Genomic DNA, 15678 nt, shown 5'->3' with positions numbered 1-15678 from the left:
CGGCCCCTGGACCTGGCAGGAGGTCAACGGCACCGACAAGCTCCAGGCGATCGTCGATGGCGACGGCCACGTCCGGATGTTCTCGATCACGCCTTTCGCGCCCATCATCGAGTTCCTGCCGGCGCCCGGATCGCTGAATTCCGGGTGGATCCTTCCCGCGGGGTCGATCGCCCTCATCGTGCTACTCATCGCGGCGCTCGGCTGGCCGATCGTCGCGCTGACCCGTCGCCGATACAAATATCAGTCCGACGTCGCCGGCCGGAACCTGCAGCTCCATCGCGCGAGCAGGATCACGGCGTGGCTGTACCTCATTGTCGTGGTCGGATGGCTCCTGGTCCTGACGGCGATCAACAAGGACCTGACCGCGCTGAACGGCGGCATGGACATCTGGATGCGGCTGCTGCAGCTCGTCCTGATCGCGGCGATCATCGGGTCGGCCCTGTCGATCTGGAACGCGGTTGCGGTCGCGACTTCGCTCGGGCGCCATCGTCTTGCAACGGCCTGGGCGATCGTGATCGCCATCGCGGCAGCACTGATGGCCTACCTGTGCCTCGACGCGGGCCTGCTGACGGCTGCACTCAATTACTAAGGGACGAATGCGACTTGTGACCGGGACCGGCGCCATCCCCGAACGGGCGAAGCCGGTCCCGACCTTGTTCGGGCACCCGGCGGGCCTGACCGTCCTGTTCACCACGCAGATGTGGGCCGAATTCTCCTTCTTCGGCCTGCAGGCGCTGCTGGTCTATTACATGACCAAGCATCTGGGGTTCAGCCAGGCCAAGTCCTCGCTGATCTACGGCGCATACGGCGGCGCGGCCTTCTTCAGCCCCTTCTTCGGCGGCCTGATCGCCGATCGTTGGCTTGGCCGAACGATGAGCGTGATCATCGGCGCGGCGATGATGATGGCCGGCCATTTCGCGATGGCGTTCGAAAGCCTGCTGTTCCCGGCGCTGGCGCTGGTGGCGCTCGGCAACGGCCTCTTCATTCCGCCGCTCGCGATCCAGGTCGGCAGCCTCTACGCCGACGACGACCCGCGCAAGGCCTACGCCTACTCGACCTATTACATGGGCATCAATCTGGGCGGGCTAATCGCCCCGCTGGTGTGCGGGACACTGGGGGAGCTCTACGGCTGGCACTGGGGCTTTACCGCAGCCGGCATCGGCATGGCGATCGGTCTTGCGATCTACCTCAGCTTCCTGCGCCTGCTCCCGGCCGAGCCCAGCCGGGGCGCGATCGCGCGCGAGGAAAGCGATGCCGCCGCTCCGATCGTCCGCGAGCATGTCGCGATCCTGCTGATCATGGTCGCAATGGTCGTCCTATTCCGCATCGGTTACGAGCAGAGCGGCAATGTTATTGCGCTGTGGGTGTCCGACTTCACTGATCGGTCGCTTGGTCCGATTGAAATCCCGGCGACCTGGTTTCAGTCAATCAACCCGCTGCTGATCATCGTCGGAACGCCGATCCTGATCCGCATCTGGCGCCGTGGCGACCGCAAGGACAGCGTCCCGCACCTGCTCCGCCGGATGGCGATCGGCTGCGTGATCGCGACCGCGGCGATGCTGCTTATGGTGGCTGCGGCCGCCGTCAGCGGGCCGGCGGGAGCAAGGGTCAGCTCGCTCTGGGTGTTCGCTTATTTCGTCCTTCTGACGCTTGGCGAGCTGTTCGTCATTCCGGTCGGCCTGACCCTAGTCGAATCGCTCGCCCCGGTACGCTTCGCGTCGATGGCGATGGGCGGCTGGTACATTGCGAAATTCCTCGGCAGCCTGCTCGCCGGCGTGATGGGCGCCTACTGGCTGAAAATCCCGGCCAGCGCCTTCTTTGGCTTGGGTTGCGCATCGACGGCCCTTGCAGCGATCTGCCTGTTCGCCATGGCGCGGGTGACGGCGCGACGCGAGCCCGCCTGATTGCGACGAGTTGCCGTAAACCTATGCGGTGCTATACCCGGACGTGAGGGAATGGGGTCTCCCCGGAGCAGATGCTCGCAACCGCCGACCGGCTGATGGCTCCTACGGGCGCATTGCTGCTGCAGTAGGAGGGTTATGCCCTATCTGATCGTGTTCATCGGCGCCGGGGTCGGCGGCGCTCTTCGCCATGGCATCAACATCGGCGCGGCCCGGCTACTCGGCGTCGGCTTCCCGTACGGAACCTTGATCGTCAATGTCGCGGGATCGTTCGTCATGGGACTGCTGACCGGCCTGTTCGCTTGGCGCGCCGGCATTCCGCAGAGTGTCCGGCTGTTCCTTACAACCGGAGTCCTCGGCGGATTCACGACCTTCTCTACTTTTTCCCTGGATGCCGCGCTGCTGATCGAGCGCCATGATTACGCTCTCGCCGCCGGATATGTGGCCGGATCGGTGATTGCAGGACTTGCCGGATTGTTCTTCGGCGTCGGCCTGTTTAGAGGCGGCGCTCACCTATCATGAACATCGACCTTATCCCCATCGGCGACGATCCGCCGAACAGCATCAACGTCATCATCGAAGTGCCGGTCGGCGGCGAGCCCGTGAAATACGAGTTCGACAAGACCTCCGGTGCCCTCTTTGTAGACCGCATCCTCCACACGCCGATGCGCTATCCGGCGAATTACGGGTTCATTCCCCACACGCTTTCGCCCGACGGCGACCCGCTCGACGCGCTGGTGGTCGCCCGCTCGCCGTTCATTCCGGGAAGCGTCGTCAAGGCGCGGCCAATCGCGGTCCTGTTCCTCGAAGACGAACATGGCGGCGACGAGAAGCTGCTCGCCGTGCCGCATGATTCGGTTTTCCCTTATTATGCGGATGTTGCGGCGCACGAGGATCTTCCGGAGATCGTTCGCCAGCAGGTCGAGCACTTCTTCACCCACTATAAGGATCTCGAGCCCGAGAAGTGGGTGCGCGTCGGACATTGGGGCGATGCGTCGGAAGCGGCGAGGGTGCTCCAGGAAGCGATCGACCTCGCCAAGGCGAAGGCTGCCTAAGTCTCCCTAGGGTCATTGAGCTCCCGGAAGACCTGCTCGATCGGCCCTTGTCGCGCCTGTCTGCGCGCCTTTTTGAGGAGCGGGTAGCCGCTGTCTTCCTCCTGGCGTAGTTGTTCGGCGAAGCGGCCGGCGCGGACCTCGGCGAGCACCTCGGCCATGCGCCTGCGGACGCCATCGTCGACAATCCGCCGTCCGCCGAGCGTTGCCCCGAGCTCGGCCGTGTTGGAGATCGCCTCGCGCATCCCCGCGATCCCGCGCGCCTCGATCAGCTCGGCGATCAGCTTCAGCTCACCGACGCATTCCAGGTACGCGACCTCGGGCGACACGCCTCCCGCGACCAGCGTCTCGAATCCGGCCACCAGAATCTCGGGCACCGCGCCCCAGACCACCGCCTGTTCGTTGAACAGGTCGGCCTCGGTCTCCTCGGCAAAGCTCGATTCGAGCAAGCCGGCACGGCCACATCCGATCGCGCGGCCGTAGGCGAGGGCAATGTCGCGCGCGGCCCCGGTCGCGTCGTGAGCCACTGCCCACAGGGCGATCATTCCCTTTCCCTCCTGGTAGAGCGAGCGAAGCGCCGTGCCCGGGCCCTTGGGCGCCAACAGGAAAACATCTAGGTCCGCGCGCGGGCGGATGAAGCCAAAGCGGATCGACAGCCCGTGGCTGAACCCGAGTGCAGCGCCCTCCCGCAATCTCGGCTCGATTTCGTCATAGAGCGCGCCGTGAGTCTCGTCGGGGGCAAGCAGCACGACGACGTCAGAGGAGGCTACCGCGTCTTCTAGCAACGCTGTCCGAATGCCCTCCGCTTCGGCCGCAATCCTGCTTTCCGAGCTGCCACGAAGCCCGACAACCACGTCAACTCCGCTGTCGCGAAGGTTCAGCGCCTGCGCGCGCCCCTGGTTGCCGAAACCGACGATCGCGACGCTTTTGCTCGCCAGCGGCGAGGGATCGATATCTGCGTCGCGGAGCCACGTCATGGCCGCCGCCTAGGCTTTCGCGCCGAGCAGTTCCAGCGCCTGGGCCACTGTGCTGCCATCCAGCGCCTCGCCCAGGCGCGGCCAGTCCGGCGGCGGCTGGTGAGCGAACCAGGTATATTGGCGCTTGGCGTAGCGTCGGGTGGCCTGCTGGCCGGCGGCGATTGCGGTCTCCAGCCTGACCTCGCCCCGAATGTAGGACGACAGCTCCGGCACTCCGATCGCGCGCATCACCGGCAGGCTGGGATTCAGCCTGCGCGCGAGCAGCGCCTCGACTTCCTTGACCCCTCCATCCGGGACCATCCCCGCGAATCGACTGTCGCACCGGCGATAAAGCCAGTCGCGAGGCGGGAGGAGCAGGAGCGGGAGGAGGGCGATGCGCTCGCCGATTCCGCCCGCCTTCGCGCTTTGCCAACCGGCGAGGGTGCGCCCGGTCGACAGGATCACTTCGAGAGCTCGCGCTGTCCGCGTCCGGTCACTCGGGTGCAGCCGCGCGGCGGCTTCAGGGTCCAGCTGCTCCAGCCGACGCCGGTTCTCATCCACCGGCGCTGCGCGTACGTCCTCGCGAACCGAGGTGTCGATCGCGGGTATCGGGGCGATGCCGTCCAGCAAGGTGCGCAGATAAAGTCCCGTTCCGCCGACTAAGATCGGAAGCAGCCCCTGGGCGTGCAATTCTGCGATCTCTGTCCGCGCCAGCTCGGCCCAGTCGGCTGCAGAGCAGGGATCCGCCGCATCTCGGAACCCGTAAAGCCGGTGCTCCACCCGCTTTCGTTCAAGGTCAGAAGGGGCCGCGCTCAGCACGCGCAAGTCCCGATAAACCTGCGCGCTGTCGGCGTTGACGATCACTCCGCCGGTGCGTTCGGCGAAAGCAAGCGCGAGAGCCGACTTGCCGCTGGCCGTCGGCCCGGCAATGAGGGCCACCGGAGGTTTGTCGGAACTCATGGCCATTGCGACGCTGATAGCAGCGGGACGCCTCGATGACAGGCTGATCGACCGCGCGCTCGGGCTGCTGCGCGAGGTGGACCCAAATGCCGCCTTTGCCGAATGGATCGATGAAGGCGACGCCGCCGATCTTGCATTTACCGGCGACATCAAGGCCGCCCGCTGGGCGCTGACATCGCTGGAGCAGGTCGATGTCCTGGTTCAGTCGGGTGAGCCACGCTGGCGCAGGCTGTTCGTCGCCGACATGGATTCAACCATCATTGGCCAGGAATGCATCGACGAGCTGGCCGACTATGCCGGGTTCAAGGACAAGGTCGCGGCCATCACCGAGCTCGCAATGCGGGGCGAGCTCGATTTCCGTGGCGCGTTGAAGGAGCGGGTACGGCTGCTTGCCGGCCTCGACGAAGGCACTCTTGGGCGGTGCCTCGACGAACGCGTGACCCTGACCGGCGGCGCCAGAACCCTGGTCCAGACGATGCGGGCAGGGGGATCGAGCTGCATGCTGGTGTCTGGCGGGTTTCTGTCCTTTGCCGAGCCCGTTGCGAAAACCGTCGGATTCGATCGTGTGCGGGCCAACCGACTGGTGTTTGCGGGCGGTAAGCTCAGCGGCGAGGTCGGCGACCCGATCGTCGATGCGATCGCCAAGCGCGAGGCGCTCATCGAGGTCCGGGATGAGCTCCGCCTCGGCGCGGCCGACGTGCTTGCGGTCGGCGACGGCGCCAACGACATGATGATGATCGAGGAGGCGGGGTTGGGAGTCGCTTTCCGCGCCAAGCCCGCGCTTGCAAAGGTCGCCGACGCCGAACTCCGACATCACGGGCTCGACGCCCTACTATGGGCGCAGGGCGTGCGCCGCCGGGACTGGTTCCGCGGCTAGGTTATTTCGCAGGCACCGGGAAGCAGGGCTGCCCGTGCCCGGAGAGGGTCCGGCAGGCGGCATCGGCCGCCGCCTTGCTCTCGAACGGCCCGACTTGCAGTCGAGTGACGGCTCCCGCCGCACTGTAGGATGCGGATCGTCCGGATACTGGCGCGCTCGCAGACAACTTCTTGAACAAGGTTTCGGCCGCAGTGCGTCGCGAGAAGGCGCCAAGCTGGATGCGCCATGACCCCGAGGCCTTGGCGGGCGACGTTTCGGCGACCGTGATGGTTTTCCCAGCACGAGCTGTCGGTTTTGCAGCCCGCGGTTTGTCCTGAGCGGCCTTCGGGGTCGCCGCCGTATCGACGACGGTCTGTTCAGGCTTCGCTGTCTCCGCGGCCTTCTTCGAAGACGCAAGTTTGTCGCCCGTCGACTTTGCAGGTGCCAGCTTATCAGCTGCGGCTTCCTTGGCAGCCGCCGACTTGTCCGCCGTCATCTCTTTCGCAGGGGCCGACTTTTCGATCATGGCTCCCTTCGCGGGCGCAGGCTTCTCGGCAGCCGCGTCTTTCGAGCTCGGCCTGACGGACTTAGCATCCGCTGCCTTGGGGGCTTCCGTCTTCGTCGCAGCCTTCTGCTCCGCGATCAGGGCGGCCGCCTTCTTTCGGTCGGCCGCAGACATCACTTGCTCCATCTGCGCAAGGGTCGCCTTCGCGGGCGCCAGTCCCTTCGCGGCCGCGCGGCTGACATAGGCGTAGCCGAGCACTGCATTCTGCGTGACCGTATCGCCGTTGAACAGGGCGGTGCCGTAGACCAGCATCGCCCGCGGGTCGTCCTTGTCCGCCGCCGACTTCAGCCATTTCATCGCCCCGGTACGATCGCCGTTCTGGAACAGAAGCAACCCCAGCGTCGTCTGGGCGTCGAGATGGCCCTGCACGGCCGCTCGCTCCAGCCAGATCTGCGCGGCGGCCAGGTTGGTGGGGACGCCGCGCCCGAGGCGGTACGCCTGCGCGAGGTTGAACTGCGCGTCGGGATCGCCCTGCTCGGCGAGCGGCCGCCAGATCTTTACCGCCTTGTCGTAGTCCGAATGCTGCCAGGCTTCGATGCCGTCCGTGACCGCCTGCGCCCCAACCGGCGCGGCGATGCCCAGGAGCAGCGCTGCCATGATCAAAGTTCTCTGCTTCAACTGCCGATCCACCCTGGCGGAAGCTTAGCCGACGGCCGCCACCAAGCAACAGGGTCGTGACGATGTTAACCAGATTTTAGAGGCTTGGGTGTCACTTCGGCCCGTGAATAGACGTCATAGGGCGAGGGGATAAGCATGCGCGTTCTGGCAATGGCATCGCAGAAGGGCGGGTCCGGAAAGACGACCCTGTCCGGCCATCTCGCGGTGCAAGCGCAGCTGGCGGGTGCTGGCCCGGTCTGCCTGATCGACATCGATCCGCAGGGCAGCCTTGCCGACTGGTGGAACGAGCGCGAAGCCGACATGCCGGCCTTCGCCCAAACGACCGTCGCCCGTCTTGCTTCCGACCTCGAGGTTCTCCGCCAGCAGGGTTTCCGCCTTGCCGTCATCGATACGCCGCCGGCGATCACCATGGCGATCCAGAGCGTCATCGCGGTTGCCGAGCTGATCGTCATCCCGACCCGTCCGAGCCCGCACGATCTTCGCGCCGTCGGCGCCACCGTCGATCTTTGCGATCGCGCCGGCAAGCCGCTCATCTTCGTCGTCAATGCGGCGACGCCCAAGGCCAAGATCACCTACGAGGCCGCCGTCGCATTGTCGCAGCACGGCACTGTCGCCCCAGTCACGATTCATCACCGCACCGATTTCGCCGCCTCGATGATCGACGGCCGCACGGTCATGGAAATCGACCCCAACGGGCGCTCTGCCAAGGAAGTCGTCGAGCTTTGGGACTATATCTCCGACAGGCTCGAGAAGAATTTCCGCCGCACGGTCTTTGCGGCTCCGGGTGCTTCGCCCGGGATCGCCCAGGCGGCGCCGCGTCCCGTCGGTGGCTTCGGCCGCCGCGTGGTTGGCCAGTGAAGGGGGCGCTGAAGGTGGCTGGCGAACCGAAAGCTTTCGCATCCCTCTCGTCCGGACTGCTCGCCCGCAAGGGCGCTGCGCGGCCGGCGATGCGTCCTCAGGGCTTCGGCCAGGGCGGCGCGGGCCTCGAGGATCTCGGCTGGAATGACATGGGCTTCGAGCCGCCGAGGCCGGCGGAGGTCGCTCGCGACCGCGAGCATGACGCGTTCGGGGAGGACGTCGTCGAGCATCCGCGCGCGTTGCATCCGACCGGCCTCACGCCGGTGCAGTCTCCAGTCCACACGCAACATGCCGAGATCGCCGACCGCTTCTCTGTCGACGAGGCCGATGAGGGCGAGGACAGCGGTGAGGACGCCGCGGCCGAGCAGGATGTTGCGCCTGTCGCTGTAAGCAGGCCAGCTCCGGCTCGCGTCCAAGCGCCGGTATCGCGCCGCACGCCGCGCGTCCGCGCCGCTCCGGGCGGCAAGGCCAAGGCCGCGTTCACGCTCAGGCTCGATCCCGACCGTCACTTGAAGCTCAGGCTCGCCTGCGCGGTGGATGGCCGCTCGGCCCAGCAGCTGGTAACCGATGCGCTCGACCGCCTGCTCGATTGCATGCCCGAACTCGAAGCCATGGCCGAGAAGGCCAAACGCAAGGGATAATCCTGATGTCCAAGCCTGTTCGCTTCGGCTCCGTCGTTTCGCTGGTTGCGCTCTCCTCGATGATCGCCGCCTGCGCCGCTCCCCAGAGCGGCGTCCAGACCGCCGGTTCGGCCAAGGTGAATGGCGACGTCGGCCTTGCGGTTCGGGCCGCGGCCGCGCTCGACGCTAACGATTATGCGACCGCAGTGTCGCTCGCCGAGCGCGCGGCAAGCAAGACTCCTGAGGACGCCACCGTCCGCACGCTGCTCGGCAATGCCTATTTCGCGTCCGGCCGGTTCGCGTCGGCGGAAGCGGCCTATAAGGATGCGTTGTATGTCCAGTCGAACCAGCCGGGCGTGATCCTGAAGCTGGTCCTCGTCGAGATTGCGCAGGGCAAGACCGCCGAGGCTCAGAATTTCCTCGCGGCGGGCAGGGACGTGCTCGATCCGGCGGATTACGGCCTCGCGCTTGCACTTGCCGGTCACCCGGAGGCGGGCATTGCGGCCCTTGAACCGGCCGCTCGAGCTGCGGGCGCCGACGCCCGGGTCAGAGAAAACCTGGCGCTGGCTTACGCGCTCTCCGGCGACTGGGCCAACGCCCGGGTTATCGCGGCGCAGGACGTGCCCGCCGACCAGCTCGACAATCGCATTCACCAGTGGATGCAGCTTGCAAGCCCGCACCGCCCGTCCGACCAGGTCGCTGCGCTTGTCGGCGTGCAGCCGGCGGCAAGCGATCCAGGCCAGCCGGTCCAGCTCGCGCTCGTCAAGTCCGACACGCGCCTTGCCATGGCTGCTCCTGTCGCAGCGCCGGCGGCGGCGTCCAGCGTAACGGTCAGCCTGCCGGCGCCCCGGCCTGTTCAGGCGGCGGTTGCGCAAGCCGCGCCCGCGGCGCTGGCTGCGCCTCTAGCGGCCGCAGCCCCTCTTCCCACACCGGTTCCTGTTTTCCATGCTTCGATCCACGAGGTCGCGCTTCCGATCGCTCCACCGCCGGCTCCGGCAACGTTACCTGAAACGGCGCCGGCCTTCGCCGCTGTCATGCCGAAGGCTCCGGTCCGTGCTGTCGTCCGCAAGGTCGCCGCGATGCATGTCGCAGCCGCAGCGCCGAGCTTCGCCGCAGTTCGTAGCGGCCGCTCCGGTGCGATCGTTCAGCTTGGCGCCTTCGGCAATCAGCAGCGGGTTGCCGCCGCCTGGAATGCGGCTGCACATCGCTTTGGCGGGCTTCGCCACTACACGCCGCTCAGCGCCCGCTTCGACAGCGCGCATGGCCCCGTCTATCGGCTCGCGGTTCGCGGGTTTGGCAGCTTCGCTGAGGCCAATGCCCTGTGCGCCTCACTGCGCCGGTCGGGTGGCACCTGCTTCGTTCGCAACTTCGCCGGCGATGCGCCGGTGCAGTTTGCGATGCGCTAGGCCGGGACGCTTTCGACCAACATCTCCAGGCAAGCCATGCGCACGGCCACGCCTATTTCGACCTGAAGGGCGATCAGCGACCGCTTCGGATCGTCGGCAATCGTCCCGTCGATCTCCACTCCGCGGTTCATCGGTCCTGGGTGCATGACCACTGAGTCCGGCGCAGCGCTTGCTAGCCGCTCCTGGGTCAGCCCGTAGCGCGTGAGATATTCTCCGGGCGCATCGCCAAGGTCGGTTTCCAGCCGTTCGCGCTGGACGCGCAGCATCATCACCACGTCGGCGCCAGTGATCGCTTCGTCGATCGTCATCGCCGCGGCGTGGTCCGGCAATAGTTCGGGTGGTCCGGCGAGCCTGACGTCGGCACCAAGCCTCGGCAACAGCTTCGCGTTCGAGCGGGCGACCCGGCTGTGGCGGATGTCGCCGCAGATCGCGACCTTGAGGCCCTCGATGCGGCCAAGGCTCTGCTGGATCGTCGCGGCATCGAGCAGCGCCTGAGTCGGGTGCTCGTTGGTGCCGTCACCGGCGTTGATCACCGGCGCCTCGACGATCCCGGCGACCATGGCCGGCGCGCCATTGTCCCGGTGACGGATGACGAGGGCATCGGGCCGCATCGCGTTCAGCGTCCGCGCCGTGTCCTCGAGCGTCTCGCCCTTCTTCACCGACGAGTGCTCGACCGACAGCGAGATTGCCGCCGCCCCAAGTCGGTGCGTCGCGGTCGCGAACGACATCGCGGTCCGGGTCGAGTTCTCGTAAAAGAGGTTGAAGACGAGCTTGCCGCGGAGCTGCTCACTCGGGCGGTGAGCGCGGTTCTCGCCGAACCAATGCGCCGCGCGGTCGAGGATCGTTTCGATCTGCTCGTCGGTCAAAGTATCGATGGAGATCAGGTCCACGAGCGCCGCGCCTATTCGACTGGCCCGAGATTGGCCAGTGCGTCGATTGCGCCCTGCAGAATATGGGCCGCGGCGAGGGCATCGACCTTTTCGGCGCGCCTCGCTCGGCTGACGTCGGCTGCGATCATCGCCCGCTCGACCGCCTGCGTCGACCATCGCTCGTCCCAGAGCAGCCTGGGCAGGCCGAGCGGGGCGAGATTGCGGGCAAAGGCGCGGACCGATTGTGTGCGTGGCGAATCGCTGCCGTCCATGTTGAGCGGGAGCCCGACGACGATGCCGGCAACTGATTCCTTGCCAACGAATCGCTGCAGGGTCTCCAAGTCTTGCGTGAACTTGATTCTGCGCATGGTCTCGACCGGGCCTGCGAAGTGCCAGCCGGCATCGCAGATCGCGAGGCCGATCGTTTTCGTGCCCACATCGAGGCCGATAAGCTTGCCGCCATTGGGCAGCGCAAGCGCGAACTCGGCCGTTTCGGCGGTGATCAGCGGTGCCATGCGGCGAGCCGGCGCTCCGCATCCGCGCGGATGGCGCCCCAGAACAGCGCATAGTCGTAGACATGGTAATTATTGCCCGGCAGCACGAATGGTCCGAGCGGCGGCAAGTCGCCGCCGACGATGAGAAGGCCCTTGTCGCAGCGACCACCGACGAGACCGGACTGCAGGGTCGCCGACTTGAGGTCCTGCGTCGGCACCAGTGTCCCTGGGTTGGCCTGGGGCGGCGCGGCCGCGTCGGGCGTTCCGGTCAGCGGATTGACGCACAGCAGGTCCTCGCGCCTCCGCTTGCCGCCGGCGAGCCCCGCCGAACCCTGGTAGCTGTTGAGGACGAGGTCGGGATTGGCCGGCTCGCCAAAGGTCAGCCACGACAGGATGCACCCACTCTGGTTCGCCGAGGCACAGGCAGGCAGCCCGAGCGCCGGCAGGTCGGCGGTGCGGCTGATCGGCCAGCCGACGACATAAGCGGCGACCACGCGCCTTGCGATCGGCCTGCCGGCGACCCGTTCGCGCAGCAGGCGCATCAGCTGAAGCGCGCCCTGGCTGTGGCCGGCGAGGATGATGGGCCGGTTGCCGGCCTCGCGCACGAACTCATCGAAGGCGGCAAGCACGTCGCCATAGGCAAGATCGAGCGCCCGTTGAGCGTCGGCGCTGCTCAGCAGGAAGGCACCGAACGCCGCCTGGCGATAGCGCGGCGCCCAGATCGCGCCGCTACCGTTGAATGCGCTCGCCTGGCTTTGGGCGAACAGGCGGGTGCGGAACTCGGTGTCTCCGCCGGGCTGGAGCGGCGCGTTCCAGCGGTCGGTGTAAAGATAGGTCGTGGGGTGGACGTAGAAGATCGCGGCACTGCCGACGCCGCCTCGCTGGGTCCCGTCCGGGCGCCATGCGGACGGATCGTCGGCCAATCCGGGCCGAGCGATCCAATTCGCCGCCAAGCGATAGTCCGGGCCGGCGCCCGCTGCGGCCGCTGCGAAGTGGCCCTTCGGGACAGCACGGTCGATCAGCACCCGGTTGCCGAACTGGAAGATCGCGAACGCTCCCGCCACGACGAGCAACGTAAACACGAAGATCAGCATGAGGAAGCGACGGGCGCACATGCCGCGCGCCCTATTGGCGGGGCGAGCAGCGGGCAAGGGCGGTCAGCGCTTGCTGCTCCGGCACCCCGTCGCTATCGCGCCGCACAATGTCCGTTTCCCCTGAACAGGTGCGCCATATCGCCAAGCTGGCGCGCATCGCGATGAGCGACGATGAGCTCGACCGGCTGGTGCCGGAGCTCAACAACATCCTCGGCTGGGTCGAGCAGCTCGGCGAGGTCGATACCGACGGCGTCGAGCCGCTGACGGCGGTGATCGACCAGAAACTCCGTCTGCGGGACGATGTCGTGGACGACGGCAACATCCGCGACGAGGTGCTGGCGAACGCGCCCGAGGCCCAGCACGGCTTCTTCGCCGTGCCGAAGGTGATCGAATGAGCGAGATCACTGGCAAGACGATCGCCGAACTGCGCGACGGCATCCGCGGCGGCCATTTCAGCGCTCGAGAAGTCGCTGAGGCGTACAATGCTGCGGTCGCGGCCGCGCGGCTGCTCAACGCCTATACGGTCGAGACGCCTGAGGATGCGCTCGCCGCTGCCGACGCCGCGGACAAAGCGCGCGGGTCGGGTGAGCTCGCGAGCCTTGCAGGCATTCCGCTCGGCATCAAGGATTTGTTCGCGACGAAGGGCGTGAATACGACCGCTGGCAGCAAGATCCTCAAGGATTTCAAGCCGCCGTATGAGAGCACAGTCACCGCCAACCTCCGCAAGGCCGGCGCGGGTATGCTCGGCAAGCTTAACATGGACGAGTTTGCGATGGGCTCGTCGAACGAGACCAGCACTTACGGCCCGGTGATCAGCCCGTGGCGGCGGCAGGGAAGCAATGTCGGGCTGACCCCCGGCGGCTCGTCGGGCGGCTCGGCGGCGGCGGTCGCGGCAAGCATCGCGCCCGGCGTCACGGGCACCGACACCGGCGGCTCGATCCGCCAGCCCGCATCGTTCGTCGGCATCAGCGGCATCAAGCCGACTTACGGCCGCTGCTCGCGCTGGGGGATTGTCTCCTTCGCAAGCTCGCTCGACCAGGCCGGGCCGATGGCCAAGTCCGTCCGCGACTGCGCGATCCTGCTGGAAGCGATGGCCGGGTTCGATCCGAAGGACCCGACGTCGCTCGCCGCCCCCGTGCCCAAGTGGGAAGCCGGATTGTCGAGTGATCTGCGGGGCAAGCGCGTCGGGATTCCCAAGGAATATCGGATCGACGGCGTGCCGGGCGAGATCGACGCTCATTGGGAGCAGGGCATCGAATGGCTGAAGGATGCCGGCGCGACGCCGGTCGAAATCAGTCTGCCGCACACCAAGTACGCGCTTCCGACCTATTACATCATTGCGCCCGCCGAGGCCTCGTCCAACCTCGCCCGCTATGACGGGGTCCGCTACGGCCTGCGCGAGGTCCCGGAAGGCGGCAACCTCGACGCCATGTACGCCGCGACGCGGGCCGAGGGCTTCGGCGCCGAGGTCAAGCGCCGCATCATGATCGGCACCTACGTGCTCAGCGCAGGCTTCTACGATGCCTATTTCACGAAGGCGCAGAAGGTCCGCGCGCTCATCAAGCAGGACTTCCGCAAGGCCTTCGAGCGGTGCGACATCATCCTGACCCCCACCGCGCCCAGCGCCGCCTTCGGCATCGGCGAGACGACGGACCCGTTGGCGATGTATTTGAACGACGTGTTCGCCGTTCCAGCCAGCCTCGCCGGTCTTCCCGCAATGAGCGTCCCGGGCGGCCTAGACGGGCAGGGGCTGCCGCTCGGACTGCACCTGATCGGCAACGAGCTCGACGAGCAGGGCGTGCTGAACGCCGGTCTCGCAATTGAGGAGCGCGCCGGCTTCACTGCCCGGCCGGAGAGGTGGTGGTAATGGCTGACGCAGGCGCACCTTTCCGCATCAAGGGCGACACGGGCGATTGGGAGGTCGTGGTCGGCCTCGAGGTCCACGCGCAGATCACGGCCACCGCATCGAAGCTGTTCTCCGGCGCCGCCACCGCGTTCGGGGCGGAGCCCAATACGCAGGTGAGCCTGGTCGACGCGGCGATGCCGGGGATGCTGCCGGTGCCGAACCGGGAGTGCATCCGGCAGGCGGTGCGCACGGGCATGGCACTGGATGCAAAGATCAATGCCTGGAGCCGCTTCGACCGCAAGAATTACTTCTACGCCGACCTGCCGCAGGGCTATCAGATCAGCCAGCTGTACCACCCGCTCGTCGGCGAGGGCGAGGTCGAGGTGCTGCTCGACGACAAGGACGAGAGCACCGCAAAGCGCATCGGCATCGAGCGCATCCATGTCGAGCAGGACGCGGGCAAGCTGATGCACGATCAGCACCCGACGATGAGCTATGTCGACTTGAACCGCTGCGGCGTCGCGCTGATGGAGATCGTCTCGCGCCCGGACATGCGTTCGCCAGCGGAAGCAGGCGCTTATCTCCGCAAGTTGCGGGCGATCCTGCGGTACGTCGGCTCTTGCGACGGCAATATGGAAGAGGGCTCCATGAGGGCCGACGTCAACGTGAGCGTGCGCAAGCCCGGCGCCGAATTCGGCACTCGCACCGAGACCAAGAACGTCAATTCCGTCCGCTTCGTCATGGCCGTGATCGAGCATGAGGCCCGCCGGCAGGTCGAGCTGATCGAAGAGGGCGGCACGGTCGTCCAGGAAACGCGCCTCTACGACCCCGACCGCGACGAGACGCGCTCGCTGCGGTCCAAGGAAGATGCGCACGACTATCGCTACTTCCCCGACCCGGACCTGCTGCCGCTGGAGCTGGACCAGGCGTTCCTCGACGAATGCCGCTCCAGCCTGCCCGAGCTGCCCGACGCCAAGCGCAAGCGCTATGAAGCGCTGGGCATAACCCCTTACAACGCCAGCGTTCTCACCGCCGAGGTCGAGACTGCGCAGTATTTCGATAATCTTCTCGACGGTCTGCAGCGGCGGGACCTGGCGTCGGAAGCTGCGAACTGGGTAGTCTCTGAGCTGTTTGGAATGCTCAACCGGAGTGGCCGCAAGATTGAAGAAAGCCCAATCTCCGTTCGGCAGGCGGTAAGCCTTCTGGGACTTGTCGCGAATGGCACGATTTCCAAGACGCTGGCCAAACAGGTTTCAGAAATCATGCTCGACGAGCAGAGCGGTCACTTCGGCGAGGATCCCGAAGCCATTGTCGATGCGAAGGGCCTCAAGCAGACCAGCGACACCGGCGCCATCGATGCCGAGATCGACAGGATCCTCGCCGCCAACGCCGACAAGGTCGCCGACTATAAGGGCGGCAAGCAGCAACTCTTCGGCTTCTTTGTCGGTCAGACGATGAAGGCGATGGCCGGAAAGGCCAACCCTCAGGTCGTCAACGAACGGCTTCGGGCGAAGCTCGGCTAAGGCCGCGCACTAGCCGACGGGCGATATCGGGGTGGTCGGCGGCTGAGTTCCTGGCGTCGA

Annotated in this window: 16 protein-coding genes, 1 pseudogene and 1 riboswitch; of the genes and pseudogenes, 11 read left to right on the top strand and 6 right to left on the bottom strand. The window is 66.5% G+C overall.

The window, feature by feature from the left end; translation table 11 throughout:
* The 4 genes and pseudogenes from JOZ79_RS00835 to ppa all read left to right on the top strand — a co-directional run.
* Positions 1-589: pseudogene (locus JOZ79_RS00835) on the top strand (hypothetical protein); the annotation flags it as partial.
* Positions 590-596: 7 nt separating this feature from the next.
* A complete protein-coding gene (locus tag JOZ79_RS00830) occupies positions 597-1904 on the top strand; it encodes a peptide MFS transporter (RefSeq protein ID WP_294069279.1) in 1308 nt (435 codons plus the stop codon).
* 38 nt (positions 1905-1942) lie between these two features.
* Positions 1943-2016: riboswitch (Fluoride riboswitch) on the top strand.
* Positions 2017-2039: 23 nt separating this feature from the next.
* Complete coding sequence (crcB, locus tag JOZ79_RS00825; RefSeq protein WP_294069276.1) at positions 2040-2423, top strand: fluoride efflux transporter CrcB; 384 nt, start codon at positions 2040-2042, stop codon at positions 2421-2423.
* A complete protein-coding gene (gene ppa / locus JOZ79_RS00820) occupies positions 2420-2956 on the top strand; it encodes an inorganic diphosphatase (RefSeq protein WP_294069274.1) in 537 nt (178 codons plus the stop codon). Before crcB ends, ppa begins: the two co-directional genes overlap by 4 nt.
* Here the strand turns inward: ppa and ilvC are convergent.
* Entirely contained in the window at positions 2953-3930 is a 978-nt protein-coding gene (ilvC, locus tag JOZ79_RS00815) for a ketol-acid reductoisomerase (RefSeq protein WP_294069271.1), read from the bottom strand. The two genes, ppa and ilvC, sit on opposite strands and share 4 nt — an antisense overlap.
* Before the next feature lie 9 nt (positions 3931-3939).
* Positions 3940-4869, bottom strand: coding sequence for a tRNA (adenosine(37)-N6)-dimethylallyltransferase MiaA (gene miaA, locus JOZ79_RS00810; RefSeq protein ID WP_294069285.1), 930 nt, complete (start codon positions 4867-4869; stop codon positions 3940-3942).
* Here miaA and serB point away from each other — a divergent pair.
* Complete coding sequence (gene serB, locus JOZ79_RS00805) at positions 4868-5746, top strand: phosphoserine phosphatase SerB (RefSeq protein WP_294069268.1); 879 nt, start codon at positions 4868-4870, stop codon at positions 5744-5746. The genes miaA and serB overlap by 2 nt on opposite strands.
* Before the next feature lies 1 nt (position 5747).
* Here serB and JOZ79_RS00800 read toward each other — a convergent pair whose 3' ends face one another.
* Complete coding sequence (locus JOZ79_RS00800; protein WP_294069265.1) at positions 5748-6887, bottom strand: SPOR domain-containing protein; 1140 nt, start codon at positions 6885-6887, stop codon at positions 5748-5750.
* Between the two features lie 156 nt (positions 6888-7043).
* Here JOZ79_RS00800 and JOZ79_RS00795 point away from each other — a divergent pair, with 156 nt between their 5' ends.
* Genes JOZ79_RS00795 through JOZ79_RS00785 form a run of 3 tightly spaced genes read left to right on the top strand, consistent with a single transcriptional unit; the run spans position 7044 to position 9792 of the window.
* Complete coding sequence (locus JOZ79_RS00795; protein ID WP_294069262.1) at positions 7044-7766, top strand: ParA family protein; 723 nt, start codon at positions 7044-7046, stop codon at positions 7764-7766.
* Positions 7767-7780: 14 nt separating this feature from the next.
* Positions 7781-8407, top strand: a complete 627-nt coding sequence (locus JOZ79_RS00790) for a hypothetical protein (RefSeq protein ID WP_294069260.1) — start codon at positions 7781-7783, stop codon at positions 8405-8407.
* Between the two features lie 5 nt (positions 8408-8412).
* The gene (locus tag JOZ79_RS00785) at positions 8413-9792 is read left to right on the top strand and encodes an SPOR domain-containing protein (protein WP_294069257.1); all 1380 of its coding nucleotides are present in this window, start codon (positions 8413-8415) and stop codon (positions 9790-9792) included.
* On the opposite strand, the gene JOZ79_RS00780 is transcribed toward JOZ79_RS00785, so the two are convergent.
* Genes JOZ79_RS00780 through JOZ79_RS00770 form a run of 3 tightly spaced genes read right to left on the bottom strand, consistent with a single transcriptional unit; the run spans position 9789 to position 12270 of the window.
* The gene (locus tag JOZ79_RS00780) at positions 9789-10682 is read right to left on the bottom strand and encodes an aspartate carbamoyltransferase catalytic subunit (RefSeq protein WP_294069254.1); all 894 of its coding nucleotides are present in this window, start codon (positions 10680-10682) and stop codon (positions 9789-9791) included. The genes JOZ79_RS00785 and JOZ79_RS00780 overlap by 4 nt on opposite strands.
* 11 nt (positions 10683-10693) lie before the next feature.
* A complete protein-coding gene (gene ruvX, locus JOZ79_RS00775; protein ID WP_294069283.1) occupies positions 10694-11167 on the bottom strand; it encodes a Holliday junction resolvase RuvX in 474 nt (157 codons plus the stop codon).
* The gene (locus JOZ79_RS00770) at positions 11164-12270 is read right to left on the bottom strand and encodes a DUF3089 domain-containing protein (RefSeq protein WP_294069251.1); all 1107 of its coding nucleotides are present in this window, start codon (positions 12268-12270) and stop codon (positions 11164-11166) included. The genes ruvX and JOZ79_RS00770 overlap by 4 nt, the downstream gene beginning before the upstream one ends.
* Before the next feature lie 86 nt (positions 12271-12356).
* Here JOZ79_RS00770 and gatC point away from each other — a divergent pair, with 86 nt between their 5' ends.
* The 3 genes from gatC to gatB are packed head-to-tail and all read left to right on the top strand — an operon-like array spanning position 12357 to position 15618.
* Positions 12357-12644, top strand: coding sequence for an Asp-tRNA(Asn)/Glu-tRNA(Gln) amidotransferase subunit GatC (gatC, locus tag JOZ79_RS00765; RefSeq protein WP_294069248.1), 288 nt, complete (start codon positions 12357-12359; stop codon positions 12642-12644).
* On the top strand, positions 12641-14116 hold the full coding sequence (gene gatA, locus JOZ79_RS00760; RefSeq protein ID WP_294069245.1) for an Asp-tRNA(Asn)/Glu-tRNA(Gln) amidotransferase subunit GatA: 1476 nt from the start codon (positions 12641-12643) through the stop codon (positions 14114-14116). Before gatC ends, gatA begins: the two co-directional genes overlap by 4 nt.
* The gene (gatB, locus tag JOZ79_RS00755) at positions 14116-15618 is read left to right on the top strand and encodes an Asp-tRNA(Asn)/Glu-tRNA(Gln) amidotransferase subunit GatB (protein WP_294069242.1); all 1503 of its coding nucleotides are present in this window, start codon (positions 14116-14118) and stop codon (positions 15616-15618) included. Before gatA ends, gatB begins: the two co-directional genes overlap by 1 nt.
* The last annotated feature ends 60 nt before the right edge of the window (positions 15619-15678 follow it).

Origin of the sequence: Sphingomonas sp. (genome assembly GCF_019242355.1) — a bacterium.
Classification (GTDB): Bacteria; Pseudomonadota; Alphaproteobacteria; order Sphingomonadales; family Sphingomonadaceae; genus Sphingomicrobium.
The sequence above is the reverse complement of the archived record's forward strand: the minus strand, read 5'-3'. Positions and strand labels throughout refer to the sequence as shown.

What these genes read in the sequence shown, in the direction of transcription:
- JOZ79_RS00800 (WP_294069265.1), bottom strand. Translation starts at nt 6,887, where the DNA reads ATGGCAGCGCTGCTCCTGGGCATCGCCGCGCCGGTTGGGGCGCAGGCG.
- gatB (WP_294069242.1), top strand. Translation starts at nt 14,116, where the DNA reads ATGGCTGACGCAGGCGCACCTTTCCGCATCAAGGGCGACACGGGCGAT.
- serB (WP_294069268.1), top strand. Translation starts at nt 4,868, where the DNA reads ATGGCCATTGCGACGCTGATAGCAGCGGGACGCCTCGATGACAGGCTG.
- crcB (WP_294069276.1), top strand. Translation starts at nt 2,040, where the DNA reads ATGCCCTATCTGATCGTGTTCATCGGCGCCGGGGTCGGCGGCGCTCTT.
- JOZ79_RS00770 (WP_294069251.1), bottom strand. Translation starts at nt 12,270, where the DNA reads ATGTGCGCCCGTCGCTTCCTCATGCTGATCTTCGTGTTTACGTTGCTC.
- miaA (WP_294069285.1), bottom strand. Translation starts at nt 4,869, where the DNA reads ATGAGTTCCGACAAACCTCCGGTGGCCCTCATTGCCGGGCCGACGGCC.
- JOZ79_RS00795 (WP_294069262.1), top strand. Translation starts at nt 7,044, where the DNA reads ATGCGCGTTCTGGCAATGGCATCGCAGAAGGGCGGGTCCGGAAAGACG.
- ilvC (WP_294069271.1), bottom strand. Translation starts at nt 3,930, where the DNA reads ATGACGTGGCTCCGCGACGCAGATATCGATCCCTCGCCGCTGGCGAGC.
- gatC (WP_294069248.1), top strand. Translation starts at nt 12,357, where the DNA reads ATGTCCGTTTCCCCTGAACAGGTGCGCCATATCGCCAAGCTGGCGCGC.
- JOZ79_RS00785 (WP_294069257.1), top strand. Translation starts at nt 8,413, where the DNA reads ATGTCCAAGCCTGTTCGCTTCGGCTCCGTCGTTTCGCTGGTTGCGCTC.
- JOZ79_RS00830 (WP_294069279.1), top strand. Translation starts at nt 597, where the DNA reads ATGCGACTTGTGACCGGGACCGGCGCCATCCCCGAACGGGCGAAGCCG.
- gatA (WP_294069245.1), top strand. Translation starts at nt 12,641, where the DNA reads ATGAGCGAGATCACTGGCAAGACGATCGCCGAACTGCGCGACGGCATC.
- ppa (WP_294069274.1), top strand. Translation starts at nt 2,420, where the DNA reads ATGAACATCGACCTTATCCCCATCGGCGACGATCCGCCGAACAGCATC.